13 protein-coding genes are annotated in these 18,200 nt (G+C 38.0%); 4 read left to right on the forward strand and 9 right to left on the reverse strand.

Going from position 1 to position 18,200, the window contains the following annotated elements; genetic code table 11:
• Nucleotides 1–194 precede the first annotated feature (194 nt).
• From HW279_RS08705 to HW279_RS08715, 3 genes are read left to right on the forward strand one after another with little or no spacing between them, the layout of a single operon-like run.
• Nucleotides 195–1,673, forward strand: coding sequence for a YfcC family protein (locus tag HW279_RS08705; RefSeq protein WP_178958688.1), 1,479 nt, complete (start codon nucleotides 195–197; stop codon nucleotides 1,671–1,673).
• Nucleotides 1,674–1,685: 12 nt separating this feature from the next.
• On the forward strand, nucleotides 1,686–2,312 hold the full coding sequence (locus HW279_RS08710) for a rhomboid family intramembrane serine protease (protein ID WP_178958689.1): 627 nt from the start codon (nucleotides 1,686–1,688) through the stop codon (nucleotides 2,310–2,312).
• 26 nt (nucleotides 2,313–2,338) lie between these two features.
• Nucleotides 2,339–5,068 carry a PD-(D/E)XK nuclease family protein gene (locus HW279_RS08715; protein ID WP_178958690.1) on the forward strand — a complete coding sequence of 910 codons (2,730 nt, stop codon included), beginning with the start codon at nucleotides 2,339–2,341 and terminating at the stop codon, nucleotides 5,066–5,068.
• 32 nt (nucleotides 5,069–5,100) lie between these two features.
• On the opposite strand, the gene HW279_RS08720 is transcribed toward HW279_RS08715, so the two are convergent.
• From HW279_RS08720 to HW279_RS08730, 3 genes are read right to left on the reverse strand one after another with little or no spacing between them, the layout of a single operon-like run.
• On the reverse strand, nucleotides 5,101–6,321 hold the full coding sequence (locus HW279_RS08720) for an aminotransferase class V-fold PLP-dependent enzyme (RefSeq protein ID WP_178958691.1): 1,221 nt from the start codon (nucleotides 6,319–6,321) through the stop codon (nucleotides 5,101–5,103).
• Nucleotides 6,322–6,355: 34 nt separating this feature from the next.
• The gene (gene bshC / locus HW279_RS08725) at nucleotides 6,356–7,954 is read right to left on the reverse strand and encodes a bacillithiol biosynthesis cysteine-adding enzyme BshC (RefSeq protein ID WP_178958692.1); all 1,599 of its coding nucleotides are present in this window, start codon (nucleotides 7,952–7,954) and stop codon (nucleotides 6,356–6,358) included.
• Nucleotides 7,955–7,972: 18 nt separating this feature from the next.
• Complete coding sequence (locus HW279_RS08730) at nucleotides 7,973–8,275, reverse strand: hypothetical protein (protein ID WP_002671767.1); 303 nt, start codon at nucleotides 8,273–8,275, stop codon at nucleotides 7,973–7,975.
• Nucleotides 8,276–8,404: 129 nt separating this feature from the next.
• On the opposite strand from HW279_RS08730, the gene HW279_RS08735 reads away from it, so the two are divergent.
• Entirely contained in the window at nucleotides 8,405–9,145 is a 741-nt protein-coding gene (locus HW279_RS08735) for a 16S rRNA (uracil(1498)-N(3))-methyltransferase (RefSeq protein ID WP_178958693.1), read from the forward strand.
• 381 nt (nucleotides 9,146–9,526) lie between these two features.
• Here HW279_RS08735 and HW279_RS08740 read toward each other — a convergent pair whose 3' ends face one another.
• The 6 genes from HW279_RS08740 to ribB form a co-directional block, all read right to left on the reverse strand.
• Nucleotides 9,527–12,703 carry an efflux RND transporter permease subunit gene (locus HW279_RS08740; RefSeq protein ID WP_178958694.1) on the reverse strand — a complete coding sequence of 1,059 codons (3,177 nt, stop codon included), beginning with the start codon at nucleotides 12,701–12,703 and terminating at the stop codon, nucleotides 9,527–9,529.
• Between the two features lie 116 nt (nucleotides 12,704–12,819).
• A complete protein-coding gene (locus HW279_RS08745; protein WP_009411802.1) occupies nucleotides 12,820–13,350 on the reverse strand; it encodes a DUF4136 domain-containing protein in 531 nt (176 codons plus the stop codon).
• A 60-nt stretch (nucleotides 13,351–13,410) separates the two neighbouring features.
• Nucleotides 13,411–14,376: a polyprenyl synthetase family protein gene (locus HW279_RS08750; RefSeq protein WP_178958695.1), complete on the reverse strand. Its 966-nt coding sequence runs from the start codon at nucleotides 14,374–14,376 to the stop codon at nucleotides 13,411–13,413.
• Between the two features lie 43 nt (nucleotides 14,377–14,419).
• Nucleotides 14,420–16,078: a DNA repair protein RecN gene (gene recN / locus HW279_RS08755; RefSeq protein WP_178958696.1), complete on the reverse strand. Its 1,659-nt coding sequence runs from the start codon at nucleotides 16,076–16,078 to the stop codon at nucleotides 14,420–14,422.
• Between the two features lie 5 nt (nucleotides 16,079–16,083).
• On the reverse strand, nucleotides 16,084–16,965 hold the full coding sequence (locus HW279_RS08760) for a DUF4835 family protein (protein ID WP_178958697.1): 882 nt from the start codon (nucleotides 16,963–16,965) through the stop codon (nucleotides 16,084–16,086).
• Between the two features lie 54 nt (nucleotides 16,966–17,019).
• On the reverse strand, nucleotides 17,020–18,144 hold the full coding sequence (gene ribB, locus HW279_RS08765; protein WP_178958698.1) for a 3,4-dihydroxy-2-butanone-4-phosphate synthase: 1,125 nt from the start codon (nucleotides 18,142–18,144) through the stop codon (nucleotides 17,020–17,022).
• Nucleotides 18,145–18,200 lie beyond the last annotated feature (56 nt).

Raw genomic sequence — 18,200 nt, forward strand, 5'->3', positions numbered from 1 at the left:
ACGAACAAAAGACGAACAATGAACGAAGAAAGGATAGGGATAAAGTGAATCTAACGCAAAGATAAGTTGGAGCAAATTTAATGTACTTGGTTCAGAAAAGTATTAAAAATTTGCTCAAATAAAAAAATAAACCATATCTTTGCCTAATGAATATTTAGAGGCAAGTCGATTTTTAATAACCTTGAACAGAACTGATGAAAAAACTCAAATTCCCTACCCCTTACACCGTACTGATGCTGGTGATAGTGTTGGCTGCGAGCCTTACTTTTTTGTTGCCGTCGGGGTCGTATAGCACTTTGCAATATGATAAGCAACAAGACTCTTTTGTGATACACACTGTAAATAATTCTTATACTGTACCTGCTACTCAAGAACAACTCGACGACTTGGGTATTCATATTCAGTTGAGCAAGTTTAAAGATGAAAAGATTAAGAAGCCTATTTCGATACCTAATACTTATGTGCAGAGCGTACCTCACCCGCAAGGAGCTAAATCTGTTCTTTTTGCACCTATACGAGGAATCTACGACAGTATAGAGGTGATTCTTTTCGTACTCATATTAGGAGGCTTTATAGGGGTGTTCAACAGTTCGGGAGCACTAAATATGGGCGTAGGCTATTTGGCACACCGACTCAAAGGGCGCGAGGGTATCCTTATCGTTCTGCTCACTACTCTGTTGGCGCTGGGAGGCACTTCCTTTGGATTAGCCGAAGAGACGCTTGCTTTCTACCCTATGTTAGTGCCTATTTTTTTAGCAGCGGGCTACGACCTAATGGTACCCTTAGCAGTGATTTACATAGGTTCAAATGTAGGCTCTATGGCATCGACTACGAATCCGTTTGCGGTGATTATTGCCTCAGATGCCGCCGGAGTAGATTGGACGTCGGGGCTTAGCATACGTGTGATTGCCTTAGCGGTATGTGTACTGATAAGCATTATTTATATTATTCGTTATGCCGAAAAAGTACGCAAACACCCGGAAAAGTCAATTGTGTATGGAGTAGTCCTCCCTGAAATCTACAGTGCTAATACCCCAGAAAAGACCACTTCCTTAGAGCTTTCTACTAAAATAGAGCTCTTAGTATTTGCGCTCTCGTTTATAGTGATGATTGTAGGTGTGTCGCAATGGGAATGGTGGTTTCAAGAGATGACAGCTCTCTTCTTGGTAGCTGCTGTTGTGATTGCTATCTTACAACGTAGTAGTGAACAACAGTTTATTAGTCAGTTTATGGCAGGAGCACGCGATTTGCTGAGCGTAGCCTTTATCATAGGGATAGCCAGAGGAGTATCGTTTATACTGAACGACGGACAAATATCGGGTACGATTTTGCATTACGCCACTGACCTTGTGCAAGGAATGTCGCCAATGGTCTTTTTGCCAATGCTGATGTTAGTATTTGGTGTACTGAGTTTATTTATAGCTTCTTCCTCAGGAATGGCGGTACTCACGATGCCTATTATAGGGTCACTGGCTTCGGTTGTGGGAGTAGAAGAGCACAGTGTGGTGAGTGCTTATCTTTTTGGAATGGGGATTATGGGGCTTATCACCCCTACGGGACTTATCTTACCTTCACTGGCAATGGTGAATATTAACTACAAACAATGGTTGCAGTTTTGTATGCCATTGGTGATTATCTTTGCAGTAGTACTTACTATCTTATTGTGGATTTAAAATATAAAACTTATGAATATCACTTTTATTATCATTCTTCTTGCGACTATAGCAATGAGTTATTATGGATTTAACAATCCTACTTTTTTCAACTGTTATAAGTTTAATGTAGGAGCAGTGCAAAAGGGCGATTATGTGCGATTGGTATCCTCAGGCTTTTTGCACGCCAACTGGGAACACCTCATTTTTAATATGATTTCACTCTACTTCTTTCAAGATGTGATTATCAGTTCTATGGGGAACCTAATGTTCTTGCTTATCTATTTTGGTTCAATGTTACTGGGGAGTGTGTTCAGTTTGTACATTTACAAAAAACAGCCCTATTACTCCGCCATAGGGGCTTCGGGAGCTGTATCGGGGATTATCTTTGCAGCTATTGCTCTATATCCTACAGCGTTAAGTGTAAACTTCTTACCGGGTTGGCTCTTTGGAGCATTATACTTTGGGTATTCGGTATTTATGATGTTCAACCCACAACAAGGAGACAATTTAGGGCACGCAGCTCATTTAGGTGGGGCACTCTTTAGCTTGGCAGTAGTAATAGTCTACGCTCCTGAGGTAGTGATACGCCACGCTTTCTATTTGGGAGTAATGGCATTGCCTTTGGGCTATATGGGAGTGCGGTTGCTGAAGAAATGAGGGAATTAAAAGATTAGCAAATCATTATGAGTTATCTACAAGAAGTTATTACCGATGTTTTAGAAAACTATTCTGATAAGGTAGACCGCCTTGTATTTGTTACTACGGGAAAACGCCCTGCGCTATTCCTCAAAAAACACTTTGCGGAGCAGGTAAAGCAGGCTACTATTGCTCCTGAGTTCATAGGTATAGCCGACCTATTTACGCGTATTTCAGGGGTACAGTCTATCAGCAATTTGCCTTTGCTTTTTGAGTTTTACGATTGCTACTCAAAAACTTGTAAAGACACCCCCGATAGCTTTGAAGAGTTCCTCAGCTGGGGACAAACGGCTCTCAAAGATTTTAGCGAAATCGACCAGTATTTAGTAAACCCCGATAAGATATTTCCTTATATTCACGCCCTCAAAGAAGTAGAACATTGGTCGGGTATGGACGAGCTTAGCGAGATGCAGAAGAAACACTTAGCATTTTGGAACAGTCTCGGCGATTACTATTTTGCTCTCAACAGTAAACTCACCAAAATGGGTAAAGGTTATGGCGGTTTCATCGCTAAAAAAGCTGTAGAAGAACTCTCAAAATACCTGCAAACACACAGCAATAGCATTCATATATTCGTCGGTTTCAACGCCCTTTCCAAAGCCGAACAGCACGTTATACAATCAATACTAATGGACTTAGGCGGTGAAATTTATTGGGACGGCGATACTTATTTTTTAAATAATCCAGCTCACGATGCGGGGTTCTTCTTGCGTAAATATATAAACAGTTGGCGTTATTACCAAACCCATAAACCTAAGTTTATACAAAGCAACTACGAAAAAGAAAAAGAACTCTATCTTACGGGGGTACCCAAAAGCATCAATCAGGCGCATAGTGTAGCCGAACTACTCAAAAACACGCCTGCCAAAGCATTGGAAAAAACCGCCCTCATTATCGCTGATGAGAATTTGCTCATACCTGTATTACAAGCCGTGCAACCCAAAACAAGTGTGAACATCACTATGGGTTACCCCTTACAACAAACCCCTCTCAACGACCTTTTTGTCGCCTATTTCCGCTTGCATCTTTCCAAGAGTTTTTACTATAAAGATATACTGAACCTGCTCTCTCAACCTTTCTTGCACACCTTGCTAAAAGAAGAAGTGGTGCTCCATATTTCGCAGTATATCAAAACGCACAACCTCACTTATATCACCCGTAAAAAGCTATTCGAGTCGGTAGATGATACTGAACACGAGATGCTCACTTTGCTATTCCCGGAAAGCAAGGGCAAAGCACTCATCACTACCCTTATCGACAATGCTATTACACTTATCTATCGCCTAAAAGCACAAATCGACCCTGAGAGCAATACTCACCTACTCATTCAAGAGTATGCTTATTGCTTCTTTCAGTTATTCAATCAGTTAAAGCAGTTACAAGAGCAGTACGGCTATATCGATTCGGTGAAAACGCTTTATCATTTTTACTTAGATGTATTACAGAAGAGTTCGCTCAATTTCCGCGGTGAGCCTTTGGAAGGCTTGCAAGTGATGGGGGTACTGGAAAGCCGTAGTTTAGATTTTGAGCGCGTGATTATCACTTCGGTAAACGAAGGCGTATTACCCTTAGGCAAAAGCGACAACTCTCTGATTCCTTACGATGTGAAGTACGAACTGGAATTGCCCACCTACAAAGAACGCGATGCTGTGTATAGCTATAACTTCTACCGCATTTTACAGCGTGCCAAGCAAGTACACTTGTTTTACGACACCGAGATGGACAGCCTGAAAAGCAAAGAAAAAAGTAGGTTTATCCTCCAATTGTTGGCAGAGAAAATTCCCACTCACAAGGTAGTGCACCAAATTAAGGCACCTGAGGTATATCCTGCTGTGTTGCGACCTCTTAATATCAAAAAAACGATCTCTGTAATCGATGCGCTAAAAACCCTTGCCGAGAAAGGCATTTCACCTTCAGCACTAACTACCTACATTCGCAATCCGCTTACTTTCTACGAGCAACAAGTGCTACAAGTATACGAGGAAAAAGAGGTAGAAGAAACTGTTGAGGCACGCACTTTTGGAAATATCGTACACGGCACTTTAGAAGATTTGTACACACCTTTCTTAAACGAAATACTCACCGAAGAGCACATCAAAAAAATGCAACCTTTGGTACTCCCTACTATCGAAAAACGTTTTGAAGAAGAGTACCGAAGTACTGATTTTAGGACGGGTAAAAACTGGCTTATTTTCAATGTAATAGAGAAGTATGTACGTAGTTTTTTAACTTTAGAACTCAACGAAATAAAAAGTGGTACCGAAATCATTCCTCTGTATTTAGAACAGAAGATAAAAATACCTTTTCAAGCTTCTCACTTGCCTTTTCTTGTTAATTTCAAAGGGATTATCGACCGGGTGGATAGACGTGACGGAGTGTTGCACATCATCGACTACAAAACGGGTATTGTAGAAGAAACCGATGTGCGTATCAAAGATTGGGAGAGTCTTATTACCGACATCAAGTATGGCAAAGCCTTCCAGCTTCTCACTTATGCTTATATGATTACCCAGCATTTCAAGATTGATGAACCGATGATAGTTGCCAACCTATCATTCAAGCGTTTGCAAAAAGGATTTTTGCGTTTTCACACCTATATCGACAAGGTAAAAGACTATGATGTAACCGCTCAAACTCTCGCTTTGTACAGTCAGTATACCGAGCAACTATTGCAAGAAATCTTTGATATAGAGAGACCTTTTTACGAGAAACTATAGTATTTATATCTTAAATTCCTTTTATACGTTTATCAGCTTAACATTTTCTGAGCTTTTTTTACAGCTTCTACAAATGTATCTATTTCTTCAAAGGTATTGTAAACAGCAAAGCTGGCACGAACTGTACCTGGTATACAGTAGAAGTCCATAATAGGTTGGGCACAATGATGCCCCGTGCGTACAGCAATTCCCAATTGGTCGAGAATTACACCTACATCATAAGGGTGAATGTTTTGTAAGTTAAATGATATAACAGCGGTACGCTTACTCAAATCATCATTACCGTAAAGAGTAATGCCTTCTATATTTTGTAATTTAGCAATAGCATATTCTAATAGTTTGTGTTCGTGTGTAGCAATAGTTTCCATTCCCAATTGCTGTATATAGTCAATTGTAGTTCCAAACGCAATACCTCCACAAATATTAGGAGTACCTGCTTCAAACTTATAAGGGAGGTCGGCATAAGTACTCTCTTCAAAATGCACTTCTTTTATCATTTCTCCCCCTCCTTGATAAGGAGGTAATTGTAATAGTAATTCTTCTTTACCATACAACGCTCCTATCCCCGTAGGTCCGTACATTTTATGAGCTGAAACAGCATAGAAATCAACATCGAGAGTTTGCATATCGGGTTGCAAATGTGGGGCTGCTTGTGCTCCATCTACTAATACAACAGCTCCTACGCGGTGTGCTTTTTCTATAATTTCTTCTATAGGGTGAATATTTCCTAAGGCGTTCGATACGTGCTGTACACACACTATCTTCGTACGTTTATTTAGCAGTTGGTTATACACCTCTAAGTCCAAAATTCCTTTCTCATTCATTGGGATTACTTTTAGAGTAGCCCCACTCCGTTGACAAGCCAATTGCCAAGGTACTATATTGCTGTGGTGTTCTGAAGCCGAAATAATTACTTCGTCTCCCTCTTGCATCAGTACGCCATAACCATTAGCCACTAAATTAATACCGTGTGTAGTTCCCGCAGTAAAAAGAATTTCAGAGCTTTTACGGGCATTGAAGTGGCGCTGTAGTTTCTTCCTCGCTTCTTCATAAGCATCAGTAGCTTCTTGGCTGAGAGTGTGTACTCCACGGTGTATATTAGCGTTTTGGTAACTGTAATAATGCACTATTGCCTCTATCACTTGTGTAGGAGTTTGCGAAGTTGCTCCATTATCAAAATAGATAAGAGGTTTGTTATGAATAGTGCGTGAGAGTATAGGGAAGTCTGTTCTTATTTCAAGAATACTTTTCATTGTTCGTTATTTTGGGTGCAAAGATACAACATTTTTATTGTATTACCACAAACCTAAAATCAAACGGATTAAAGTCTTTTATCAACTCAGGAATGAGTTCTTCTCCTTTCATCAAATAGAAATCTGTGAAGTTAGCAAAACGCTCCTGTAAGGCTCCATTAGGAAAGAGTTCATTTTGTAAAAAAATAGTCTGTTCCAATTCCTCTGCAAACTTCCTTTTCTGGGCCTTTAAGAGGCGTTTTTCCAGTTTGTCTAACCCTTTCAGCTGTTTTACTTCTTGTGCTTTTACAGCGTTTTCAAAAGTAACATCAGTGTGTTTAGCTAACTCATATAAATGCTCGAACTGCTTGTGTAGTAACTCTTTTTCAGGAGTAAAATCTATAGGAAATTCGCTTAACTGTCTTACTTTCTTGTTTTTTAAATCTTCTGTTTTTAGAAATAAGTCTTCTGCTGAAAGTTGTAGTTTTTGTAGTTTTTCGGCTTGTCTTTGCGAAATAATCATTGCTGAATTGCGCAGCATTAGTATCGGGAAGGGTACTTTCTCCTTATTGAAAAAGCCTTCTAATTCCAGCCAATAGGCTATTTCACTACCTCCACCAATATATGCCAAATTGGGTAATATTACCTCTTGATATAAAGGTCGTAAGATTACATTGGGCGAAAATCGTTCTGGATAGGTGCGTAGTTCCTCTAAAATCCCCTCCTCAGAAAAACGAATATCCGTACCGTGTACCTCAAAGCCGTCTGCAGTGCGCACAAGACGATGTCGTCCTCCTTCTGTAAGATAAAACATATTCACCTCACGAGGGTTCACTTGCACGGGATAAGAGCTATTAACAGTCTGTAAAGCCTTAATACTTTTAGTAACCTCAGTATGTGCCACACTGTGCAGTAAATCATCGCTTATGTAAGGGATAAATAGCCTTTTTAGGGCTTTATCGTTGCCATCTATTACTACAACTCCGTATGTTTCGAAGAGAGCATTTACTAAGTAACGAGTGGCAGAGGCTAAATCTTTATTTTTTAGATAACTATCGTGGAAGAGTGTGCGCAATGTATTAGCATTTTTGCCTAGACCTATGGCTTTGTCAAAAGTCTGAAACACCGCTTCAAGTGTGTCAGTAGCAAAGTTGCCTGTGGCTCCTGTTTGGTCGCTATTCCAGCAAATCGTGCGATTGTTGAAGTGAAAGTGGTTAATTTCCTCAAAATCGTGGTCTTCTGTAGCCATCCAATATACAGGTACAAAGTGCTTATCAGGGTACTTTTCGGCGAGCTGTTTAGCAGTATTAATTACCGAAATTATCTTGAAAATGAAGTAAAGATGTCCTGTAAAAAGACTTAATTGATGTCCCGTAGTGATGGTAAAAGTATTACTTTTGGATAAAAGTTCGATGTTTTTAAGTACTTTCGGAGTAGTTTTTACCTCAGCGTATTGTTCTTTTAAACTACTGACCAAAATATGGCGTTTCTCCTCAGTAAAATCAAGAGCTTTTTCTTCTATTTGCTTTTTAAACTCTAACAATGAAGGGAAATTATGATAAAAAGGACGTAATTTTTTATTCTCACCTACATAATCAGTGATGAGTTTAGAGAAAAAACGAATATTTTGATAAGGAATATAAGCGGTAATCATACGCTTTTTAGTGTTTTATTATTCGTCGTCTAATGAAGAGTCATCAGGTATATCTAAATTGCTTACACTCATATCATCTTCTTCGTTATTCATAAAGTCATCATCTTCGTCGAAGTTTTCCATAGTGTCAGCTAAGCGGGTACTTACTTTCACTAAATATATAGTGTCATCAGTACGGACTTCCAAGGCATCAACTGTTTCATTTTTAGCATTCTTAAAACGAATCACATCTGCATCTGTATACCCTTCGGGGTATTTCTCTACCAACATTGAGAGAATCTCATTAGTTAGTTTGTTGTAGTCTACTATTACACGTTTCATATTAATATTACTTTTCACGGGGCGAAAGTAAGTCAATTTTTATAATTACAAAATAAAAAATCTACTTTTTTTTATTTTGTTGTATCTTTGTCCCGCAATAAAGCCCATTTTTTCTAAGAAAATAAAATTATGAGTATGCAATTATTTTTCCACTCCAACCTTCATTCAAGTAGCACAAATTGTTTTTTTGATAAGGAAGAAAGCCAACATATAGTAAAAGTACTGCGCAAAAAAGCAGGCGATATACTCCATATTACCAATGGTAAAGGACTTCTTTTTGAAGCAAAATTAGATTTCGTTACACCTAAACAATGTGAGGTGTCTATACTGAAATGTACTCCTCAGCTTCCCCGTCCTTACTACTTACATTTGGTAGTAGCACCTACCAAGATGAATGAACGTTATGAGTGGTTTTTGGAGAAAGCCACCGAAATAGGTGTTGATGAAATTACTCCTATTATCTGTGAACATTCTGAGCGTACCACTATTAAAGTAGAACGTTTTGAAAAGATACTCCTTTCAGCAATGAAACAATCGTTGCAATGCTATTTGCCTAAACTGAATGCGCCTATTGCATCAGCTCAGTTTTTTAAAACGATGCTGACAGATAGTTCAGCTAAATATATAGCTCACTGTCAAGAAAATGAAAAGCGCTTGCTCTCTCGCGCACTCAAGCCCTTTCCTGAGCGTATTACTGTGCTTATAGGTCCTGAAGGCGATTTCTCTACTAATGAGATAAACACCGCTTTGCAACAAGCATTTGTGCCTATTTCATTAGGAGATACTCGCTTACGCACCGAGACAGCAGCCATAGTAGCGTGTCATACTGTTGCGGTAATAAATGAACTGACTAACATTAGTTCAACTTAATATCCTCTTAGGTCTGTCATTCCTTCGTCTTTTGTTCGTCATTCGTTCGTCATTCGTTCGTCATTCGTTCGTCATTCGTTCGTCATTCGTTCGTCATTCCTTCGTCATTCGTTCGTCATTCGTTCGTCATTCGTTCGTCATTCGTTCGTCATTCCTTCGTCATTCGTTCGTCATTCGTTCGTCATTCCTTCGTCTTTTGTTCGTCATTCCTTCGTCTTTTGTTCGTCATTCCTTCGTCTTTTGTTCGTCATTCCTTCGTCTTTTGTTCGTCATTCCTTCGTCTTTTGTTCGTCATTCCTTCGTTCGTCTTTTTCCTATCTGCCTATCGTGCTACGACCTCGCACCGTCTAAGAGATAAGTAAAAAATAAGATAAATTATGGTTATACTTCGTGTTCGCCTTTGATGTCTCTGTGCTCGTAATCGGCAATCATCAGTTTTTCGTAATCAGTCTTAGTACCTTTACCGAAACGTCTGCCAATATTGTCAAAAATAAGGTATACCAAAGGCACTACAATAAGTGTTAAGAACAATGAGGAAATAAGTCCACCTATAATTACAATCGCCAAACCATTGTTCACTTCGGCACCTGCTCCATTGGCAATAGCAAGCGGAATCATACCTGCTACCATTGCGATAGTCGTCATCAAGATAGGGCGTAAACGCGCGTGGTTTGCTTGTATTAATGCAGTTACAGTATCTTCTCCTTCTTGCTTGCGGTGGTTGGCAAAGTCTACTAACATAATCGCGTTCTTAGCAACCAACCCGATAAGCATAATGATACCTAAAAGAGTAAAGATATTGAGTGACATATTGGCTAATGCCAAAGCTACTAAAGCTCCAATGAACGAAAGCGGTATAGAGAACAATACCACAAAAGGTCGTGAAAAGCTGTCGTATAATACTACCATTACCATATAAACTAAGAGAATAGCTGCAAAGAGCGATATGAACAAGGTGCCAAATCCTTCGTCTTGCATCTCTTGGTCACCTGTAAACACAAAGTGTACGTTTGCAGGTTTTTCTAATTGGTCTATCTTAGTTTTCCATTCTGAAACTATAGTACCTGTAGGACGACCTACCGATTGAGCTTGTACTGTTACCGAAGGAGATTTGTCATAACGTTCCAGCTGTGTAGGTCCTGAAGCGTAGGCTATAGTCGCAAATTGTGATAGTTTTACCTGTTGTCCCACCGAGTTGATAAACATCATATTTTCTATATCGTCTATAGACTGACGGCTACCTTCTTCAAACACTATATTAATATTGTATTCTGAATCTCCTGTACGGAACTTACTGTCGTCATTACCATTAAAAGCGGTTCGCATCGTTCCCCCTACAGTAGCAATATTAAGTCCTAACATTGCCATCTTATCGCGGTCTATCTGCACATTTATTTCGGGATTACCAGATTCTGAGGAAAGCTTAATTTCAGTAGCACCTTCAACAGTTTTAAGAAGCTCAGCTGTTTTTTCAGCGTACTGTTGGGCTACTTCCACATTGTCAGAAGTAACTACCAAAGCAATTGGGGATTGTTCAGCTCCCATCATTCCTACCGGTACAGTCTTCACTTTAGCTTCTACTAAATACTGACTCAGTTTGCGTTTCAGCTTTGCCGCAATTACGTTAGTCGATTCATTACGTTCTTTTTTATCGATAATAGTAAGTTGTATTTCCGATTTGTAAGGGGTTGCTTGTGAAGCTCCCATACCACTGGTAGACTGTCCTACAGTAGTAATCATACTCTCTACCAAAGGTTTATTGGTACCCTCTACTTTTAAGCTACGAAGATAATTTTCAGCTTTTTGGGTCATAAAGTTAGTCTGCTCTAAGGAAGCATCTTTATTCAATTCAAACTGTACTAAAAACTTTCCTCTATCCATATTAGGCATAAACTCAGATCCGATAAATCCAGTAGGAATCAATGAACAAGAACCTGCAAAAAGGAGAAATACCAAAATAATAGTTTTCCATTTATTGGCAAATACCCATACCAATAAGTCAGAGAAGAACTGTGTAAAGCGTTTGAGGTATCCTTCAAAGCCTATGGTTAGTTTTCCTAAAAATGAATTGGGATTTGCGTGCTCTAATTTTCCAAACCTAGAGTACAACCAAGGGACTACTGTAAAAGACATCAATAATGAAAGCATTGTAGCAATAGCTACAGTCAAACAAAACTCACGCAATACTTTTACTACAATAGCATTACCTAATGAAATAGGAACGAACACTACCACAATTACTAAGGTAATTGCCATTACAGTAAGCACAATTTCCTTAGAGCCATCAAAAGCAGCACGCACTTTATTCTTACCCATCTCCATATGGCGGTGAATGTTTTCCAATACTACAATAGCATCGTCCACCAAGATACCTACCACCATCGAGAGGGCAACAAGGCTCATCAAGTTCAGCGTAAAGCCAAAGAAATACATACCTATAAAAGTAGCGATGAGTGAAGTAGGTATAGATACCATTACAATAATAGCATTACGTAGGCTGTGGAGGAAGAAGAACATCACTACTGCTACCAATACAATTGCCAATATCAAATCGGACATTACAGAGTTGGCTGCTTCCAAGGTAAACTCACTAGTATCTTCAGCCAATAGCATCTTTACTCCATCATTTTTATAAGTCTGCTCTACTTGTTCCATCTTCTTGCGTACCAACTCACTCACCGATACAGCATTAGCATCAGTTTGTTTCAATACTTGTAACAAGAGAGTATTTTCTTGGTCTATACGCGCTATTTTGGTAGCTTCTTCTTCGGTGTCTTGCACATCAGCTACATCCGAAAGTCGTATCTCTACTCCATTCTGTGAAGTAAGTATAAGGTTGCGCAATTGTTCTACATCTTGTAATTTACCAAGCAAACGTATAGAGGTACTATTCTCACGAGTTTTAATTTTACCCGCAGGAATTTCCATATTCGAAGCTGCAATCAATTGTTGTACTTGAGCTATAGAAAGACCGTAACCTTCTAACTTCTTAGCATCAATGCTCACGCGTATTTCGCGTTTGCGACCACCTATTATATTCACTTGTGCTACTCCTGGAACACGTGATAACTCTGGCTGTATTTTTTTATCTACCAAGTCGTACAATTCTTGTGCCGATAGGTTAGAGGTAACCCCTATGGACACAATAGGCAAATCGGAAAGAGAGAATTTACTCAATGATGGCTCTTTAGCATCATCGGGCAAATCAGCTCTTATTGCATTAATTTTGCGCTGTGCCTCATTAAGGGTATTATCTACATTCGCATCGTTAGTAAGTTGTACTACTACCACCGAAAGACTTTCATACGAATATGATTGTATCTTTTTGATATTTTCCAAAGCCGAAACAGCATCCTCGATTTTCTTTGTCACGGTGCTCTCAATCTCCGAAGGAGAGGCTCCCGCATACACAGTAGAGATCGTAACTACATTCACTTCAAACTTAGGAATGAGCTCGTAGTTCAATAACTTATACGAATAAAAGCCACCAAGTAGCAACAACAAGAGCATCACAATAAGTACACTGGGACGCTTAATAGAAAGTTTAATTAAATCCATCTTTTGTTTGTTCTAAATCGGGGGCAAAGGTACGATAAAAAACTTAATAAACAAAAAAAGTTTCCATATTTTAGGAAACTTTTATTATGAGTAAGTACTTGAATAATTTGTGAGACTTACTGTTTTGGGGGATATTTTTCTAATATTTTATTTACGAAGTTATTAATAGCTTCTTCTTTGCGTTCCGTTGTTTGAGGTAGGTTACCTATACCTTTACCTTGCCAAATGAGTTCACGTTTATGAGCGTCTATAATTTCAATATAAAGAGAACCTTCTGTACTTCGAGCTACATTATAGGTTGCTCCTCCCCAAAAAGGTCCCCAACCCATTCCCCAGCCCCAATAGTATGGAGAATTGTTATATACATCTACATTTTCTTGTTCACGAGTAAAGATATTTACTAAAACGTCTGGTTTTTCAGAAAGTGTTATTCCTTTAGAAGTTAAATTACGCTCAATAGCTCGTAAAATACGTTTCTTATCTAAATCTGAGATAGGAACTTTATCAATACCTTCTTTAAAGAAAGCAAATGATTTGTATGCAGAAAAATCGGCCTGTTGGTCATAATCTGTAGCTACATATACACTAGCACAAGAACTAAGAACAACAGCCATAATTAGGAGTATAAAAACAGTTGTTTTTTTCATATCATAAGTTATTTAAAAGGTTTTGAAATCTTGTTTTATAAGCACAAAATCTATACCGTTTTATATTTTTCTATTCATTAATTGTAGGGCAAAAGTTCTGAGGTATTCTCGTTTATCATCTCCTATAGTTATTTTCTCTAATATCATAAGAGCTTTTTGAGTATAATTTTCTATCAGCTGGCGAACTGCTTTGTCCGCATTTGTTATCTGAAAAATCTCACTTACTCTTGCTATTTTATTATCAACTTCATTTAAAGCATATGCTCTTAATAGTTCTTCACGTTGTTTTTCATTGCTTAGTGCTAAAGATTTTAAATAGAGTATAGTTTTCTTATTCTCTATAATATCACCTCCTATTTTTTTACCAAATGAAGCATCTCCAAAAGTATCCAAATAATCATCTTGTAACTGAAAAGCTATTCCTAAATTTAAACCGAAATTGTACATATTTATTTGGTTTTCATTAGTAGTTTCAGAGATAATACTACCCATTTGTAAGGCAGCTCCTATAAGAACTGAAGTTTTGTATGAAATCATTTGCATATATGCCTCAATACTTACCTCTTGTAGCTTTTCAAAATCCATATCCATTTGCTGTCCTTCACATACTTTAAGGGCTGTTTCACTTAATGTTTTTACTAATTCTTGAAATATTTTTGAAGGATAATCCTCTAATAATTTATAGGCAATGATAAGCATAGCATCTCCTGAAAGTATACCTACATTTGTATCCCATTTTTGATGTACAGTAGGTTTGCCACGCCTTAGAGAAGCATTATCCATAATATCGTCGTGGATAAGTGAAAAGTTGTGAAAAACCTCTATAGCAGTAGCTGCATTAAGTGCTTTGCGATAGTCTTTACCAAAAATATCGGTTGCAATAAGGGTAAGTATAGGGCGAATACGCTTTCCCCCTAAGTTAAGAATGTACTGAATAGGTTCATAGAGGTGAATAGGCTCTTTGGGAGTAAAAATTTTTTCTATATGCTGTAAAAAAGCTGTTTTATACTCTTCAATGGGAAGCATAATAATTTATTATTAGTTTAGAAAGTTAATACTTGTCTGTTTTTTATCCTTTTCTTAAAAGCTCTATTGCGTGATTACGAGCTGATTCGCCACTATTTTTTCCTTCAAGCATTTCTGAGAGTTCTGAAATGCGTTCCTGTTCGGTGAGCATTTTAAGATGGGTAGTTGTCTTACCTGTTATATCTTCTTTAAACACTTTAAAATGATAAGCACCCTTAGCAGCTATTTGCGGTAAATGGGTAATAGCAAATACCTGTCTGTTTTTACTCATTTGTTTCATTATATCACCCATTTTTTGAGAGATTTCGCCTGATACTCCTGTATCAATTTCGTCGAACATAATAGTAGGGAGTGCTGTATGTGCTGCCATTATAGCTTTTACAGCTAACATTATACGCGATAATTCTCCTCCTGAAGCTACTTTCTTTAATGGTCCAAAATCTCCTCCTTTATTGGCAGAAAATAAGAATGAGAGCTCATCATTTCCGTTATTAAAAAAATGTGAAGTAGGTGTTAGCTTGATATCAAAATGCCCATTAGGCATTCCTAATTCGTGCATAAAGTCCTCTAATTGTTTAGTGAGAGTAGGAACTACTTTTTCACGAGTTTTGTGTAACTCAGTTGCTTTTTTAGAGGTTTCTGCTTGTTGTTTTGCAACTAACTCTTGTTGTTCTTTAAGGTCGAAATCTGCGCTTTCAGTTTTAGAAACAGCCTTCTCTAAACGCTCTTGAATACTCATCAACTCTTCAACAGTTGTTACTTTGTGCTTTTGCTGAAGTGAGTAGATTTTATTGAGTTGCTTAGATATTTCCTCTAAATTTTCTGGGTCTGTTTCTATGTTTTCATCAATCTCAGCTACATCTCTACTCAAATCTTCTAAATCTAAGAAAGCTGAGTCAATGCGTTCGTATAATTCGCGGTATTGCTGTTTGTATTCTGTAAGATTTGAAAAAGCGCGACGCAGTTCACGCAAATTATTCAAGATACCTATGTTCTCATCGTTGAGCAAATATAAACTTTCAGCTACATTTTCTTTTATCTCTTCGATGTTAGAGGCTTCTTCATAGCTTTCTTCCAATTCCTCCAAAATGCCTTCTCCTAAAGTAACCGATTTCAGTTCTTTGAGTTGGTGCAGATTGTAATCGTATTCTTTATTAGCTGTCTGTTGGAAATCTATGAGCTCTTGTAGTTTTTTTTGTTCGTTTTTAAGTAGTACTAAAAGACGTTGGTATTCCTCTAATAAAGATTTATTTTCAGCCATTGCATCTATAATTTCAAACTGAAAAGCTGTGTCACTTAAAGAAAGCGTCTGATGCTGAGAATGAATATCTACGAGTACTTCACCTAAACGTGAAAGCACGTCTAATGTTACAGGAGAATCATTCACGAAAGCTCGAGATTTTCCCGAAGGAAGAATTTCACGACGTATAATAGTTTGAGGGTCATAATCTATTTCCAGCTCATTGAAGAGAGATTGAAATTCATAATTTTGCAAAGAAAATTCGGCTTCAATTACGCATTTTTCATCTTTATTCCTCAAAGCAGACATATCGGCACGTTTCCCCAATACTAAGGAAAGAGCGTCAAGCATTATAGATTTTCCTGAACCTGTTTCGCCTGTGATAATAATAAAGCCTTTAGGAAAGTCAACTTTTAGGTCATCAATTAATGCATAATTTTTTATAGAAAGAGTGTTGAGCATATTCCTTATTTTATTTCATTCCACTTAGTTACTTGGGTGGGAGCTAATTTCATTAAGGCTTCTTTTAGCATTTTGGTATTAAAAATCATTCCACCAGAGTAGATAGAGGCAATTTCATCAGTTTTTGCATTAAAAAACAATATCATCGCATAGGAGCTCAACCGTAGGCTCGGTATTTTTTCAAGTAAAATAATAGCATTTTGGATAGCTTCTTTTCCGCCTTTCTCATCGGTGCTCATTATATCTAAGCCCAAACGATGGTATTGGTATAAAGCTTTGTGATAATCAGTGTAATTTTCTGAAATGAGCTCATTTATTAACAAGAATCGGTTGTTTTTACCATTATCAGCCCAACCTGTATAACTACTGTTTTGTGCTATATTAGCAATTTGTTGTGCCTTTAAGAAATAAGGTCTCCCTGCATTTTCAGCAAACGTATCAGCATCGAACCCTAATAGCAAATAGGCATAATAAGCTATTACCGACGTGAGGTTCGACTCAAAGGCATTTTCATTGAAGGTAAGAGGGGCAAACTCTTGATAGTCAAAAGCTACTTCTTTATCTTGCAAGTTAAATACAGGAGATTGATAAGCTGAATTGTATACAGGACGAGAAGATTGCACCAAAAGACTTGCTTCATAGTGCGAATTTTCAAACTTATTAATCACCAGAGTAAAACTACAACGGATACGTTCGTTTTCGCGCACTTTCAAATCTGTCCAACGGGTTTGATTGATAAATTCTTGTAAAGATTTTTCTAAGGTCTTAAAGACTGAGCGATTACTTAAATTTACCTGTTGTGTATTGACCGTTACCACGGCATTCAACTCTTGTGAGAAAGAAAATGAGCTGGCAATTAGGGCTAAAAAAAGTATTATTTTTTTCATAATGATATGTGATATGTGTCATAGGTTAATTATTTTCCTATCTCCCCAATCTAATTAATATGGTATCTCTTCCGTAATTTCAAGACCGTAGCCCGACATTCCTACGTAATTAGAGGCATTTTTAGAGTTGGTAAGCAATCGAAGTTTTCTAATACCTAAATCGTTGAGTATTTGAGCTCCCATCCCAATATCTTTGGTATCTTTACCTACTTGAGGAAGAGGGTGCCCTGTTTGGTGTTCTTTGATTTCAGTAATGTGCTGTAACAACGTTTTCGAATAACCTTCTTTATTAATTACTATCACAGCTCCTTTGCCTTCCTCATTAATTTTTCTGAAAATGCGTTCAAGAGGGTTGTCCTTATCTCCTGCTATAACTTCCAGAATATCATTACTGATAAATGATGAATGAACGCGCGTAAGCACAGGTTCATCTGCTTTCCAAGTGCCTTGTGTAAAGGCTAAGTGTATTTGCTTGTTAGTAGTTTGTTCATAAGCGCGCAAGCGGAATTCTCCATAAGGGGTTTGCAACAAGAAATCTTCTTTCTTTATCACAAGTGTGTCTTTGCGCATACGATAAGCAATAAGGTCTTCAATAGAAATGATTTTAAGGTCGAATTTCTTAGCTACTTCCACCAACTGAGGTAATCGTGCCATCGTACCATCTTCATTTAAGATTTCTACTAAAATACCGGCAGGTTTTAGTCCCGCAATACGAGTGAGGTCAATAGTTGCTTCTGTGTGTCCTGTACGGCGAAGCACTCCGCCTTCTTTAGAGCGTAAAGGGAATATATGTCCAGGACGCCCTAAGTCGAAAGGAGTGGTCTTTGGGTCTACTAATGCTTGAATAGTTTTAGCTCGGTCGAAAGCTGAAATACCGGTAGTACAACCCTGACCTTTCAAATCTACTGAAACAGTAAACTGAGTTTCGTGCAGTACGGTGTTGTTTTGCACCATCATCGGAAGGTCAAGCTCAGCACAGCGTTTTTCAGTAAGAGGAGCACAGACTAACCCGCGACCGTTGGTAATCATAAAATTAATCATCTCAGGAGTTACCTTTTCAGCAGCAGCAATAAAATCGCCTTCATTTTCGCGGTTTTCATCATCTACTACTATAACGACCTTTCCTTTTTTTATGTCTTCAACAGCTTCTTCAATGCTGTTTAGTTTAATATTGTTCATCTTTATCAATTGATTTTATACAAAATGAACACGAGTGTATCACTCGTGTTAAAATT

It is taken from the genome of Capnocytophaga sp. oral taxon 903 (genome assembly GCF_013394785.1).
GTDB classification, from domain to species: domain Bacteria; phylum Bacteroidota; class Bacteroidia; order Flavobacteriales; family Flavobacteriaceae; genus Capnocytophaga; species Capnocytophaga ochracea.

What these genes read in the sequence shown, in the direction of transcription:
- HW279_RS08745 (WP_009411802.1), bottom strand. Translation starts at nt 13,350, where the DNA reads ATGAAAAAAACAACTGTTTTTATACTCCTAATTATGGCTGTTGTTCTT.
- recN (WP_178958696.1), bottom strand. Translation starts at nt 16,078, where the DNA reads ATGCTCAACACTCTTTCTATAAAAAATTATGCATTAATTGATGACCTA.
- HW279_RS08750 (WP_178958695.1), bottom strand. Translation starts at nt 14,376, where the DNA reads ATGCTTCCCATTGAAGAGTATAAAACAGCTTTTTTACAGCATATAGAA.
- HW279_RS08720 (WP_178958691.1), bottom strand. Translation starts at nt 6,321, where the DNA reads ATGAAAAGTATTCTTGAAATAAGAACAGACTTCCCTATACTCTCACGC.
- HW279_RS08735 (WP_178958693.1), top strand. Translation starts at nt 8,405, where the DNA reads ATGAGTATGCAATTATTTTTCCACTCCAACCTTCATTCAAGTAGCACA.
- HW279_RS08740 (WP_178958694.1), bottom strand. Translation starts at nt 12,703, where the DNA reads ATGGATTTAATTAAACTTTCTATTAAGCGTCCCAGTGTACTTATTGTG.
- HW279_RS08705 (WP_178958688.1), top strand. Translation starts at nt 195, where the DNA reads ATGAAAAAACTCAAATTCCCTACCCCTTACACCGTACTGATGCTGGTG.
- ribB (WP_178958698.1), bottom strand. Translation starts at nt 18,144, where the DNA reads ATGAACAATATTAAACTAAACAGCATTGAAGAAGCTGTTGAAGACATA.
- HW279_RS08710 (WP_178958689.1), top strand. Translation starts at nt 1,686, where the DNA reads ATGAATATCACTTTTATTATCATTCTTCTTGCGACTATAGCAATGAGT.
- bshC (WP_178958692.1), bottom strand. Translation starts at nt 7,954, where the DNA reads ATGATTACCGCTTATATTCCTTATCAAAATATTCGTTTTTTCTCTAAA.
- HW279_RS08760 (WP_178958697.1), bottom strand. Translation starts at nt 16,965, where the DNA reads ATGAAAAAAATAATACTTTTTTTAGCCCTAATTGCCAGCTCATTTTCT.
- HW279_RS08730 (WP_002671767.1), bottom strand. Translation starts at nt 8,275, where the DNA reads ATGAAACGTGTAATAGTAGACTACAACAAACTAACTAATGAGATTCTC.
- HW279_RS08715 (WP_178958690.1), top strand. Translation starts at nt 2,339, where the DNA reads ATGAGTTATCTACAAGAAGTTATTACCGATGTTTTAGAAAACTATTCT.